Raw genomic sequence first — 13564 nt, forward strand, 5'->3', positions numbered from 1 at the left:
TAAAATGATTATCTAGAAAGGTAGTCGATAGGTACCCGATTGCACCTCACCTATAATCTCTTGTACCCTTGGCTGAAACTGCTCTGGGGTTTCAGGTAAAACCGATTCCAATTCCTTTACGGCCCGTTTGGAATCGTTCAAAAAATAGTGGCTTATCCCTTTATTGATTTTCAGGAACCAAGCTTCTGGATATTCCTTGATCTTGGAACCGACAAAATCCAATGCCTTTTTTGGTTGATTCAACCGTAACATCAGCATGGAAGTACTATTGGCCTCCATGGCATTGTCCACCATTCCAGAAGCCTCATCCAAGACCGCAGACACCTCATCCGATCTACCCAATTGCTCCAAAAGCAATGCTTTGGTGGACATATTGGTCAGGTTTTTGTCTGCCGCAAAGCCATTGAATCCTCCATTAATGGACCTGTTGGCCCACTGCAAGGCCTCTTCCAGATTGGTATTGTGCTCCAAACACCACCGGGCGGCATCGTTCCAGGCCTGCCAGTGGTAGGTATTGATTCCCCGGAGCTCGCTTCTAAAACTTTCTACCACCGTAGTTTCCAAATCCACGGACACGTTAAATGGAATACGCTTGTCTGCCCATTCCAATCCGATAGTCACCGAATTTGGCGTCCAATCCAAAAACTCATAGTCCAATTTTTCGGAAAATTCACAGGTCTCACCGGTGACATTCACTGCTAGGCTAATATCATTTTCCCTGTCCAAATAGTAGCTTCCCCATTGGTTATGGTTATGGGCGAACAGGAGTTCAAAATTGTTTCCATCCGGAACAATATGAAATCCATAGGTTCCCGCTTTAAGGGGTTGTCCCTCAATGAGCACATCCGTACTGAAACTGATGGTTGTATTCATGTTGGCCCCTGCGCGCCAAGCAATGGGTTCCCCTTTTTGGGGGATAATGTTGGGATTATTCCATACATCCCTACCGTTTACAGATGGACTTCCATAGCTTATGGTAATATCGGTCACGGCCAATTGTTGGGTTTCGGTGACCTGATTACTCGTCTGCGGGATTTTTAAGGTATGGAATTGGGCAAACGCTCCCAAAGGTGCACTTAGTAACAGGGCACATACAAAAAGTCTTAGCATTATGTTTCTCATTTTCAACTTTATAATCGTTAACATTAATTGGCTTGCCATTAACCCATTGAATGGCTTATATTGTGCAAGCTTAGTTCGATTTTGGTTTTTTTGATTCCTGATTTTCGAATTCCGAAGATGTTTTTTATGAAAGATTTTCTTTTTTTGGCCTTCTTTTCAGGTATTGCCATAGCCTTGGGTTTCCTGATTTCCTTTTATCTCCTTTTTGTGCGAAGCGAACAGCGCTTTAAACTAAAGTTTCTGGGTTTTCTTTTTATGGCCCTTTCCCTCCGAATTGTAAAGTCCATTATGTTCTTTTCAGGTGAGATTCCCAATCTTGCCGTGGCCATTGGGTATTTGGGTCTTTCGTGTATTGGCCCACTTCTTTGGTTATACTTCAAGTATTTTGATGTTGAAACCCAAAGATTGGCACCCAAGGATCTGTTGCATTTTTTACCCGCTCTTATAGGTACGGTCCATATTGCCTTCTCCGAGAACCCCGTGGCCAGCATCTACTATCTCTATACCACTTATGGACTTTTCATCTATGTATTGACCTCTTGGTTCAAGTTTCGTCAGTATGGCGAAACCAAAACCGTTTTCCATAGATGGAACTCCCTTTTGATTCTCACTGTGGGATGTTTTGGAGGTATCTTTCTTTTTCAATTTTATACGGATACCATGTTCAATTATGCCATGGGGGCAGTGGTTGCCGCAATCATGGTCTTTGTGCTTTTGGTCTTTCTCCTGAACAATCCCGTGCTCTTTCCTTCAAAAAAGAAAAGTATTGCGGTTGATGCTTCCCTTATCAATCGTATCAAATCCGAACTCAATGCCCAAAAAATCTACCAGGAACCCTCACTTACCTTGGATAAGTTTGCCAAAAAATTAAATCGACCTACTTATCTGATCTCCAGAATCATTAAGCAGGAATACGGAATGACCTTTCCCGAACTCATCAACTATTGCAGGATACAACAAGTGGCCTCCGCCTTGTCCAATGGTAGGGGGAAAAATGTAAAAATTGAGGCCTTGGCCTATGAAGCGGGTTTTAACACGCCCTCCACTTTTTACACCGCTTTTAAAAAATTCACGGGAATGAACCCGACGGAATTTCAGAAAACCCCATCCAAAATACAGGCAGAAGTCCTTTCCGACCCAAATCTTGTTTATTCAAAAAAGTAATCCTGCTTTTGGAGTAAAAGGGACAATCCAAAACAGACTGCCCCCTTTTCATCAATCGAATCAAAAAAACGTCAACCTGGTGACTACTCCATATCCCAAAACAATTTGGTGGTCAATTGGTCACCCCCAATGGCACTGGCGGCCGCTTCCCTATTGGCATTGTTCCTATTCTGCTCATCTATGGGATAGGTAAGTCGTACTGGTATATCATCCAAGGTCAATTGTGGTGCCGCATTCAAGATGGGATAATCAAATCTGCGCCATTGCAACCAACTTTCCTGGCCTCTGTTAAAAAGTGCTATCCACATCTGGGTCCCGATTTTTTGTTTGAAGTCTCCCTCGGCCGTGGCATAGGCCACTTCTGGATTAGACAAATACGTATTGGCCTCTTCGGAGGTCAACCCCCAGTACTCAAAAGAGGCACGAATCGCTTCATTATAAAACTCTTCAGGAGTACCCCCCACACTATATCCCCTTGCCGAGGCATCGGCCAACAGGAACGACACTTCTGCATAATCCAGAAGGTTTCCGGGAAGATCTGGTTGTACAAAAGCCTCCCCAAAATGCGAAGTGGTATCAAAATCGCCCCCTGCACCATACTCTCCTCCCACATATTCCCCATCAATGGGATTGGAGAAAAATATATCCCTCCTTGGATCATTGAGTCCATTAAGGGCATCTACAAAGGTATTGGCCATAAAATAGTCGCTCCTACCACTCTGCACTAAATCGTCCCATAGCGGATTATTGGCGGGAGGACTGGCGTAATATACCATAACCCCATTGTCTGCATTGGACTGGAACACGTTGGGTGCCGCTTCCTCTACCAAGCTCTTTGAGAGGGCCGGCTCAACATCGGCAAGCGTCATGGCCAACTTTAGCTTAAGGGAATTTCCAAACCGCAGCCACTTTTCAACATCGCCGGAATACATTAGATCTGCGGCCCCAAAGCTCTCAAAACCTGTATCAAGGCTCGAAATGGCATTATCTATGCGATTCAACAAATCCCTATAGATCTCAAGGGCATCATCATAGGCCGGAGTCAAATTTTCACCATCCAATGCTTCACTATACGGAATGTTTCCAAAAGCATCCACCAATTGTCCTATGGTGTAAACTTCCAAAAGCCCTAAAACTGCCAGTCTATTGTCCCTGACCTTTAGTTCGGAAGAAGTAACGTAGGAAGCAGAATTGTTCAACTCTTCCTTGGCCGCCCTAAAATCTGTAAGTACATCCCTGTACAAAGTCCTCCAATACACCCCTGGAATGGTCCTACTCTGAAAATTATATTGACTTTGCTGGGTATAAATTGGCGATGACACATATTGTGTCAGGAACCTAAAAATATTCAAATTGATATTGATGGATGAATTTGCATCCACCAACTCCCTTTGGGCATTGGAAAAGAAAAGCTCATCCGGAACATTGGCCGTTGGGTTCTTGGGGTCATTGTTGAGGTCGGACAATTTTTCATCCTTGGTACAAGACGCCAAAATTGTAAATCCTATCAGGCCTGTAATTATATATTTCTTCATTGTGATATTGTCTTAAAATTCCATTTTAATGTTCAAACCATAATTTTTGGTGGTTGGGTAGGCCCCAATTTGTACCCCCTGGGCATTTCCGGCGCTGAACCCTGCCTCTGGATCACTATATTTCAGGTTTTTATGGATAATCCACAGGTTAGATCCCGTAAATGAAAAGGACAACCCTTCCACTCCCAATTTATCCGTAAGCTTGGAGGGCACATTGTACGTCAGTGCCACTTCCCTTAGTTTCACATAGGAACCATCTTCCACGTGATACGCCTGGGGCAGGTCTCCAAACAGCCCCCCCGAATAAACCGCATCACTTACATCTGCCAACACCGTGTTGGGCGAGCCATCCGGAGCCACTCCCGGGAATACATATCCTCCACCGTCTTCCAAATGGTTTCTAATGGGGTTGCCCAAAGCATTGGTACCCACGGTCTCAGGATAGAGGCCACTTCCAAAACCATAGTAGGTATCCAAAGAGTAGACATCGCCTCCTTTTCTCACATCAATGAGGAAATTAAAAGAGATGTTTTTATACCTGAACCCATTGTACACTCCTCCTATCCAATCGGGATTGGTGTCCCCTATTTCCTCGTTGGTATCCGAATGCAAATACGCTCCCGTATCTTGATCAACCACAGGCTTGCCATCCAAGTACACAAAATTTGAACCTCTCAATGTCCCATACGGTCTGCCCACAGTGGCATTGAAAGTAACACCGGATTGATAGGATTGCACCTCAAAATTGTCGACCCCGTCAAACAAGGACAACACCTCGCTCTGGTTTTTGGACCAGTTGGTCCTTACATTCCATTCGAAATCCGTAGTTTTAATCGGAGTTCCAAAGAGGGAGACTTCCAACCCCTTGTTCTCGATCTCTCCAGAATTCACAAATTTTCTGCTATATCCGGTAGCCGTGGATACGGCCACATCGATAATCTGGTCTATGGAATTGGTTTTGTAGGCAGCAATATCAAACCCTAAGCGGCTCCGGAAAAAAGAAGATTCCAGACCAATCTCGTAACTTTTGGTGCTCTCCGGTTTTAGCTTTGGGTTTCTCAAGGTGGAACTTATCGATGCCAAGTTGGCACCCCCAAACGACCCCTGGCCATTGAGCAGTACTGGACTCACCAAACTTTGTGCCCTTCCAAAGTTCCCCACTTCGGCATAATTCAATCGAACCTTTCCGAAATTCAGCCAATCTGCATCCATCAAACTGGAAAAAACAAAGGATGTGGAAACCGACGGATAAAAGAAGCTATTGTTTTCCAGGGGCAAGGTTGAAGCCTTATCCTGTCTTCCGGTCAAATCCAAATACAGGAAGTTCCTATAGCCCATGGATATAGATCCAAAAACACCATCCACACCAATCTTGCTAAAATCCTCCGAAGGAGGGTTGATGGGACTAAGCGAGTTGGACAACGCATAGATTCCAGGGACTATGAGCCCACCATTGGTCTCTGCAAAGATGGTCTCCGTGGAGGTCCTTCTAATGTTGAGACCGGCCAAGGCCGTTACGCTTAAATCTTCCCAAAAGGTCTTGTTGAAGTTTAGGGTCGTATCATAATTATACTCACTGAATCTTCTGTTGAATGTTGAAAAGCTGGGAACCCCCACACTGCCGGAAGCAATTCTTTGTTCCCTCAATTCACTGAAATGATCAACAGATGCCCGTACATTGGCAGACAACCAATCGGTCATGGCGTAATTCAGGGCAATGTTCCCAAAAAAGCGGTTTCGTTGGTCTTCCGCGATATTGTTGTTTATGGTCCAATAGGGGTTGTCCCAGTATTCGGGTTGTTGTGCATCAGGGGTTTTCCAGTTCCACGTAATGTTTCTTCCAGTGGATTCATAGGCCTTGCGCAAATCTTCCATGTCCGCATTCACGGCCCACCATTGCCTAAAACTGGTCATCAGGTTTCTGGCATTGGCCCCATCATACCCTGTTCCATTTCTTCCTTTACCCCGGGTATTGGTATAGTTGGCACTGGTTGAAACCCTTAGTTTGTCGGACAAATTGTTCCCTAGGTTTATACTTAGGTTGTTCCGTACAATCTCACTATTGGGTATGATACCCCGTTGGATACTATTGGAATAGGTTGCCCTATAGTCCATCTTTTCATCACTCCCCGCAAATGAAACCGAATTGTTATAACTATACGAGGTTTTGAAAAAACTGGAAGGATCGTTCTTGGCCGCAACCCATGGGGCCTTTTGCAAGTATGTGGGCAATTCTTCCACCAGTGCATTCCAATGGAACACATTGATATTTGGATCAAACCTTGGACCAAAGGACGCATCATCATTATATCTGGGCAATAAATCTATGGTGCCATCGCCATCTAAATCCAAAGTGGTCCTAAAACCATTGGTAAAACTCCCCGAAGCGGTAGTTAAATCCCCAAAATAACTTTGTCCGTATTCTTTTTGATATCGGATAAAGGTACTCTTATCGTAATGTCCTACCGTGATTCCAGAGTTAATGGTAATCCCCAGTTTCTTGTTTCCTTCCCCTTTTTTGGTGGTAATGATGATGGCCCCATTCGCAGCACGGGAACCATACAGGGCCGTTGCCGCTGCACCTTTCAAAATGTTCACGGATTGTATCACGGAAGGATCTAAGTCAGAAACCGGGTTTCCATAATCATATCCACCCCTTCCCCGGGCCACATCATTGTTCCCGTTTCCGAAGGTCACATCCAAGTTGCCCGGTTCATTGTTTATGGGTACACCATCAACCACAAAAAGGGCCTGATTGTCCCCATTGATGGAGGTAACCCCCCTAATGACCACATTACTGGACCCACCCAAGTTGTTGTTTCTTGTAATGTTCACCCCCGCCGCTTTACCGGAAAGGGAATTAATGACGTTGTTCTGTCCCGGGACATTGACCTGCTCCCCATCGAGTTCCGTTGTGGCATATCCCAACGACTTTTTCTCCCGGGAAATCCCCAAGGCGGTCACCACCACTTCTTCCAATGCCTCATTGGACTCTTCCAAAACCACATTGATCTCATTGGTACCACCGATCCTCATGGTAACCGTTGCAAATCCAATGTAACTGAACTGCAATTGTTGCCCTTCACTTGCCTGAATGGTATAGTTTCCATCAAAGTCGCTCTGGGTGCCCGTGGTAGTACCCACCAGCACAATGGACACTCCCGGTAATGGAGTTGCATTTTGGTCTGTCACAGTACCCGAAATGGTTTTGGTCTGTCCGTAAATAAATGGACAAAATGCCATGAACAGCACTAATGCGTAGCCGCAATTTTTGAATTTCATTTAGTTAGGTTTTAATGTTAGAATTATTTGAGTTACAGCAGCTGGCAAGGTGCGGAAAGAAGTTATCCCAGAATAGGGATTGGACTCCCATTTCCTACTTCCTACCAAGCTGACGCGTAAAACAACCCAATTCAATGACATCCCATTGGGCTTTGATATAAAACCTGAAAAGTTTGATGTTAAGCTTGAAAAGTTTGAATCTTAACCAATATCCAATAGTGATATACACCAACCTGAAGTACTAAAAACCTACTGCATATGGCTTGTTTACGGCGGTATGATTCCTTAAAATTTTGGAAAGGACCTTTGTGCCAAGATGCAGGTATCAGAATCTTGGGGTTTCATATCAAATAAAAAAAATGAAGGGTGGTTGGGACTACTTTTGGCCCAACATAAACATGAGCTTTGTTCTCATTTTATGATTTTTTGAATTAGCCAGCCTCCCATAAGGGAGGCTTTTTCTTGATGTGGCAATCCTCTTACTCTTGTTCGGCCAATAGGTTGTTTTCTATCAAAGGAATTCTGAACCGTTCCGTTTCCGCGTTGGTATGCTCTTGCTCAAAGATTTGCGCCGCTTTCTGAAGGATTTCGGGATGGTCTTTGGCAACATTGTTGCTCTCTGCCGGGTCTTGCTCCAGATCATACAACTCCAAAGTGGGAGCCTCCTTGTCTTTTAAATGTTGACGCACCACTTTCCATTTTCCCATTCTGATGGCCACTTGTCCGCCATACTCAGGAAATTCCCAGAACAAGAAACCGTGCTGTTGCTGCTCCTCGCTTCCGAGCAAAGTGGGCAAAAAGCTAATCCCATCGGTGTCTTTGGGGGCTTCGTATCCCACAACATCGGCCAAGGTGGCCATGACATCGTAATGGGCTGAAATATGATCCGATGTGGTGCCCGCCTTGATTTTTGCAGGCCATGAAGCTATCATGGGAACCCGTATTCCGCCTTCGTAAACAAAACCCTTGCCTTGTCCATAGGCCTCTCCAAACGGACCTGAACTATTAAAATAGGCCCCATCGGTTCCGCCCGTGAAGGTAACCCCATTGTCCGATGAAAAAATAATCAAGGTATTATCGTAGAGCCCTTCTGCTTTCAAATACGCTACCAGCTTGCCCACGTTTTCATCCAAATAGGAAATCATCGCGGCATAGCCCGCTTTTGGATTTTGATGGGGAAAATATCCCTTTTGCCCCAAGTAGGGCTCTTCGTCCCCAAACTTTTTCTTGTAATGGTCCACCCACCGTTGAGGAGCCTGGATGGGATTATGGGGAATAGGCGAAGCCCAGTAAAAGAAGAACGGTTTTTCCTTGTTCTCTTGAATGAAGCCCATCATTTTTTCATACATCAGCTCCGGGGCGTAATCATTCAGATTATAGTTCTTGTAGCTCTCCGGGTCATGGGGGTCCGCACCTTCCGCCAACTTGGTGTTGGGAGCAATGGTGTCATTGTTGAGGTATACCCTATTCTTGTTTTCATACAAATGGACGGGATAATAGGTATGGGCCTGTCTTTGGCAGTTGTAACCAAAGAAATAATCGAACCCCATATTATTGGGAACGGAATGGGTGTGCGGTGCCCCCAAGCCCCATTTTCCAACGATGCCCGTGGTGTATCCCTTTTGTTGCAATAATTTTGGAAAAAATAGGGTGGAATCCGGTACAGGTCGTTGTCCTTCAAGGGTCGAATCCTTAATGGCTTCTCTGTAATCCCAGACTTTGCCCCGTTCACGCCATTCATCATTTCCCCGGATGAAAGCATGTCCGGCGTGCCTGCCCGTGAGCAACATGTAACGGGCCGGAGCGCAGACGGGGGCCCCGGTATAATGCTGTGTAAAGCGCATCCCGTCCTTGGCCAGTGCATCTATGTTGGGAGTTTCAATTTTTTCCTGACCGTAGGCTCCCACTTCTCCATACCCTAGGTCGTCCGCCAAGATGTATATGATGTTGGGCTTTTGAACCGGTTGGGACGGTTTTGGTTCCTGCTTACAGGAAAGAATTAGCAAGAATGCGGTGCATACGTATAAAAACTTCGCGGTTTGGAATGTTGGTTTCATAATATCATCTATGGCTATTGCCCCCTAAAATAGAAACTATTCGGAACCACCCAAAACTTTCTCCTTCCCAAGCGGGTATTTATTTGATTCAAAACCAAGTTAAATATGAGTTTTTCCGTTATCCCCTTAAAAAGTGAAGACCTTATTAAGGCATAGGGGCCGGCTTACCAAAAACACCCGTTTTTTTCTGAATTTGGGTCAAATCTTTTCAAAAAATATATTTTTACGCCCCATAACCCCTTACAATTTTCAAAAAACGCGTACATGAAATCCAACCTCTTCCTTTCCCTACTATTGATTTCAATCTTCTTGACTGGATGTCAAAACACCCCTGAAGAAAGAAAAATACACACGGTTGTTACCCATGACCACACCACCATTGTCTGTAACCCCAATAAGGGAAACAATCCTTTTGCGGCTTGGGGTGTTTTTCCAAGCAAGGATGAATCCATACGACGCATTTTTATGGAGGTGGCTTTGGGACACCCGGATTCCATCAACATTGCGCATTGGGACTATTTGGACCCTATCCGAATCAAACGTATCGGTGGCATCAAAGGGGACACATTGGACTTGGAAATTGGTAAAATGTTGACTCCTTATGGCAGTAATTTTAAAAAGGATTGGCGTTGGCATTGGCGGATTGATGTGACCGATTTCGCGAGCATTTTAAGGGACAGTGTTGAGATTGAATACAACCACACCGGCTATGAAGCCACCAGTGTGGGTTGGGACCTTACCGTTAGTTTTGATATGGAATTGGGAGACCCCGTAGCCCAACCGATTATGTACAACGAAGTATACGACGGCAGTTTTAAATATGGTGACCCCGAAAATCCCATTGAAGAGTCGCTTACTCCCCAAAACATAGCCATGGAAGAAGGAGCGGCATTCAGCAGGCTGCGGATATTGCATACCGGTCATGGCTATGATCAGCCCAAAGGCTGCAGTGAGTTTTGCAGCAGATGGCGGGAGGTTTTGGTAGATGGAAAGCCCATTGACCGAAGGGATATGTGGAAGGAATGCGCAGACAACAACCTATATCCGCAAGGTGGAACTTGGATTTTTGATCGCGCCTATTGGTGCCCGGGCGACCTTCAGGCTCCAGACATCATTGATTTCCCGGTAACCAACACTTCCCATACCATAGATTTTGAGTTGGAACCCTATACAGCCACCGAAAATATCCAAGCCAATGAGAGCATCAGTGCAGTGCTCTTTCAATATGGAACACCCAACAAAAAATTTGATGTATCCCTGGACCAAATACTGGTTCCCAATGCCGCACCGGAACTGAACCGCTTTAACCCCTCAATCGTTGAACCAAAAATCGTTGTTAAAAACTTGGGCAGTGAAACCCTGACCGCATTGACCATTGAATATGGCACAAAAGGCTTTGAAAAGAAGACTTTTGAATGGACCGGGGAACTGAAATTTTATGAAGAAGCCATTCTTGTACTTCCCGGGGCCATTGATTTCAACTTCGGGCAAAACACCTTCTATGCGAAGCTGAAAAAACCAAACGGTCAAACCGACGCTTGGCAGGCAGACAACCAAAGGGAATCCATGTTCATGTCTCCCAAAGAAATGCCCAAACAAGTGGTGATATCCTATAAATCCAACAACACTCCAGAGGAAAACATGATTCGCATAGTGGATGAAGCCAATAGGGTTGTCTATGAAAAAGACCCCAATACGGTTAAGAAGGATACACTTTATAAAGACACTGTTGACCTTGGTTTGGGACACTATCGAATGAACTTGGAAGACTCCGGCCACAATGGATTGGAGTTTTGGTTCATGCCGCAACAAGGGTTTGGTTATTTGCAGATATCGGACATGGACGGAAGGGTACTGCACCGTTTTGAAAGTGATTGTGGAATTGGCGAACAATTGGATTTTACGGTAAAGAACAACCCCAAACTGGATGATACCGTTGAGCAAAGTTTATTGAAGCTTCATCCCAGAAGGATACAAGACCAAACACAATTGTTTGTGCAACTGGAAAAACCCATGGATGGTGAAATCCATATCTTGAAAGACGGCGATATACAAGAGAAGATTCCGTTCACCCAAATACAGGACACCACTTTTGATATTGATATGACCCAGTACGAGGACGGTCGTTATGTAATAGAGCTGTTTCTGAATGGTGAATCCAAATTAAAGCAGCGTATATCCAAACAAACGCGACAGCAATAGCAGAAAAGAAGCCTTGGCTGCACCTTGACTTGGGAGTCAAAAGTGTACCATCTACAGGAATTAACAGAACTTTTACAAAACCCACCGCTTTCAAAGGGAGTAAAAGCGCAAAAAACACATAGTTTTATTCAACAAATGACAAAAAAACAGGAATAGAGCAAAAAAAATATCATCATCTGTTAAAAAAAAGCAAATTCCGCTTTAAATTTTATTTACTTTTAGTCTTGGGTATTGTTTTATAAAATAATTTATAACGACAAGCCCAAAAACCTATGGGAGGACTATTTCTACATACAGATGAGGTTTTGCTGAATCGTTTGCGAAACAACGATGAAAATGCATTGACCGAACTGTACAACAGATATTGGAACCCAGTTTATCTTTACACATATAACGTACTTAGGGACAAAGAGGTGTGCAAGGACATTGTGCAAGATTTGTTCATGGACCTATGGAAAAGAAGGGAAAAACTCCATGTTACTTCTACATTCAAGAGTTATCTTTTTTCCAGTGCCCGTTATCAAATATTTGCCCAAATACGAAAAAAGGAAAAAAGCCTAGGCTCCCACCTTTTTGAAAATCTGGACCAACGGTTGCACTATAATTCCCCCGAGTCCGAGTATCTCTATCAAGAACTGGTACAAAGAATAAGTACCACCGTGGAGAGCTTACCACAAAAGTGCAGGGAAGTATACACCCTTAGCCGGGAGGAGCAGCTTAGCCATGCTGAAATTTCCCAATTTTTGGATATTTCCACAAAGACCGTTGAAAACCATATTACCAAGGCCCTTAAAGTATTGCGCAGTTCGGTAGGCACCTATCTTTTGGCCATATTGCTTCTATTTCACGGATAATTACCTACGACAAACCCTCTGTTTTTCAACCATAAACGAGAAAAAACAAAAAAATCCCTTTTTGGACTAGGGGATGTTTGCTTTTACCAACACTATATAACTGAAGGACCCTAATTGGATCCACATAGCAACAATGGACAAAAAGAATTTTTTATCCCTTTTGGAGAGATATCAGGATGGCACCACCACTCCTGAAGAAGAGCAAATGCTATTGAACTATCTGGATAGTTTCCAGAACGAACACGATGATGAATGGCCTTCGGCATTAGGAAATTCTGAAGCACTCAAAAGAGATATTTTGGATGGAATACTCCAAAATATGGGCAAGGAAAAGTCAAAAAACAGGCTTCCCAAGCGGTTCCCTTCCCAAAAGTTTTTAAAGTATGCGGCCGGCATCGCCATTTTACTTGGCTCAACATATCTGTTCTTTGAAATTGATGACCATAAGAAAGCGAACCTGCCCCTACTTCAACCGGAAAACAGTATCGTGTTGAAGTTGGATAATGGGAGCACCGATGTGATTTCTGAAAATGACCGTAAAAACATTACGGATTCCCAAGGAAACGTGGTAGGGGTCCAAACCGGAAACACCATTACCTATGCCCAAGAGAAAAAAGAGCAAAAGGAATTGGTTTACAATGAATTGACCGTTCCATTGGGCAAACGGTTCGACTTGGTTCTTTCCGATGGCACTTCCGTAAAGCTCAACGCCGGGAGCACCATTAAATATCCCATTCAATTCATTGAAGGTCATAACAGGGAGGTGGAGATTTGGGGAGAAGCCTTCTTTGATGTTACCAGAGATGAGAACCATCCTTTCTTGGTGACCGCCAATAACGTACAAGTTGAGGTACTGGGAACAAAATTCAATGTTTCCTCCTATCCTGAGGACGATGACATCTCAACTGTTTTGGTGGAAGGCTCGGTACAATTGACAAACAAGGACAAGTCCAATTTGGATGATTCCTTTGTGATTGTCCCCAACCAAAAAGCGTCATGGGACAAGAACTCGGAAAAAATGACCATAGAGGAAGTCGAAACCGACATTTATACCTCATGGACCAGTGGAAGGATAATTTTCAAGAACATCCCTTTCAAAAACATCCGTAAAAAACTGGAACGACGCTATAACGTTACCATCATCAACAACAATCAGGCCCTGGACGAAAAGTTTTACAACGCCTCTTTTGACATAGAGACCATAGAACAGGTCATGAAAGCCTTTAAAGAAAACTACTCAATAGATTACTCAATAACTGATAATCAGATAATTATTAACTAAAAACAAGAGAATACATGAGCGAAAACTAACAAACTAACAATTCCAAAAATCACAAAATCGGAGAAT

At 44.1% G+C, this 13564-nt stretch carries 8 protein-coding genes; 4 read left to right on the top strand and 4 right to left on the bottom strand.

Going from position 1 to position 13564, the window contains the following annotated elements:
* Positions 1 to 12 precede the first annotated feature (12 nt).
* Positions 13 to 1110: a DUF2911 domain-containing protein gene (locus tag DN53_RS12275; protein ID WP_165357414.1), complete on the bottom strand. Its 1098-nt coding sequence runs from the start codon at positions 1108 to 1110 to the stop codon at positions 13 to 15.
* Between the two features lie 138 nt (positions 1111 to 1248).
* Between DN53_RS12275 and DN53_RS12280 the strand changes: the two genes are divergently transcribed.
* The gene (locus DN53_RS12280) at positions 1249 to 2286 is read left to right on the top strand and encodes a helix-turn-helix domain-containing protein (RefSeq protein ID WP_165357415.1); all 1038 of its coding nucleotides are present in this window, start codon (positions 1249 to 1251) and stop codon (positions 2284 to 2286) included.
* 83 nt (positions 2287 to 2369) lie between these two features.
* Here the strand turns inward: DN53_RS12280 and DN53_RS12285 are convergent, their stop codons facing one another.
* From DN53_RS12285 to DN53_RS12295, 3 genes are all read right to left on the bottom strand, one after another.
* On the bottom strand, positions 2370 to 3821 hold the full coding sequence (locus tag DN53_RS12285; protein WP_129654582.1) for a SusD/RagB family nutrient-binding outer membrane lipoprotein: 1452 nt from the start codon (positions 3819 to 3821) through the stop codon (positions 2370 to 2372).
* 12 nt (positions 3822 to 3833) lie between these two features.
* Entirely contained in the window at positions 3834 to 7103 is a 3270-nt protein-coding gene (locus DN53_RS12290; RefSeq protein WP_129654583.1) for a SusC/RagA family TonB-linked outer membrane protein, read from the bottom strand.
* A 479-nt stretch (positions 7104 to 7582) separates the two neighbouring features.
* Positions 7583 to 9160, bottom strand: a complete 1578-nt coding sequence (locus DN53_RS12295) for an arylsulfatase (RefSeq protein ID WP_129654584.1) — start codon at positions 9158 to 9160, stop codon at positions 7583 to 7585.
* Between the two features lie 264 nt (positions 9161 to 9424).
* Between DN53_RS12295 and DN53_RS12300 the strand changes: the two genes are divergently transcribed.
* The 3 genes from DN53_RS12300 to DN53_RS12310 all read left to right on the top strand — a co-directional run bounded on the left by DN53_RS12300 (position 9425) and on the right by DN53_RS12310 (position 13498).
* Positions 9425 to 11362 (top strand): peptide-N-glycosidase F-related protein, encoded by a 1938-nt coding sequence (locus DN53_RS12300; RefSeq protein WP_129654585.1) that lies wholly within the window; start codon positions 9425 to 9427, stop codon positions 11360 to 11362.
* 272 nt (positions 11363 to 11634) lie between these two features.
* Complete coding sequence (locus tag DN53_RS12305; protein ID WP_129654586.1) at positions 11635 to 12216, top strand: RNA polymerase sigma-70 factor; 582 nt, start codon at positions 11635 to 11637, stop codon at positions 12214 to 12216.
* Between the two features lie 133 nt (positions 12217 to 12349).
* The gene (locus DN53_RS12310; RefSeq protein WP_129654587.1) at positions 12350 to 13498 is read left to right on the top strand and encodes a FecR family protein; all 1149 of its coding nucleotides are present in this window, start codon (positions 12350 to 12352) and stop codon (positions 13496 to 13498) included.
* Positions 13499 to 13564 lie beyond the last annotated feature (66 nt).

The sequence above is a fragment of the Flagellimonas olearia genome, from assembly GCF_004150225.1.
GTDB classification, from domain to species: domain Bacteria; phylum Bacteroidota; class Bacteroidia; order Flavobacteriales; family Flavobacteriaceae; genus Flagellimonas; species Flagellimonas olearia.

Bases quoted from the DNA above. Each gene is read 5' to 3' on its own strand.
- DN53_RS12275 (WP_165357414.1), bottom strand. From the start codon at position 1,110: ATGCTAAGACTTTTTGTATGTGCCCTGTTACTAAGTGCACCTTTGGGA.
- DN53_RS12280 (WP_165357415.1), top strand. From the start codon at position 1,249: ATGAAAGATTTTCTTTTTTTGGCCTTCTTTTCAGGTATTGCCATAGCC.
- DN53_RS12285 (WP_129654582.1), bottom strand. From the start codon at position 3,821: ATGAAGAAATATATAATTACAGGCCTGATAGGATTTACAATTTTGGCG.
- DN53_RS12290 (WP_129654583.1), bottom strand. From the start codon at position 7,103: ATGAAATTCAAAAATTGCGGCTACGCATTAGTGCTGTTCATGGCATTT.
- DN53_RS12295 (WP_129654584.1), bottom strand. From the start codon at position 9,160: ATGAAACCAACATTCCAAACCGCGAAGTTTTTATACGTATGCACCGCA.
- DN53_RS12300 (WP_129654585.1), top strand. From the start codon at position 9,425: ATGAAATCCAACCTCTTCCTTTCCCTACTATTGATTTCAATCTTCTTG.
- DN53_RS12305 (WP_129654586.1), top strand. From the start codon at position 11,635: ATGGGAGGACTATTTCTACATACAGATGAGGTTTTGCTGAATCGTTTG.
- DN53_RS12310 (WP_129654587.1), top strand. From the start codon at position 12,350: ATGGACAAAAAGAATTTTTTATCCCTTTTGGAGAGATATCAGGATGGC.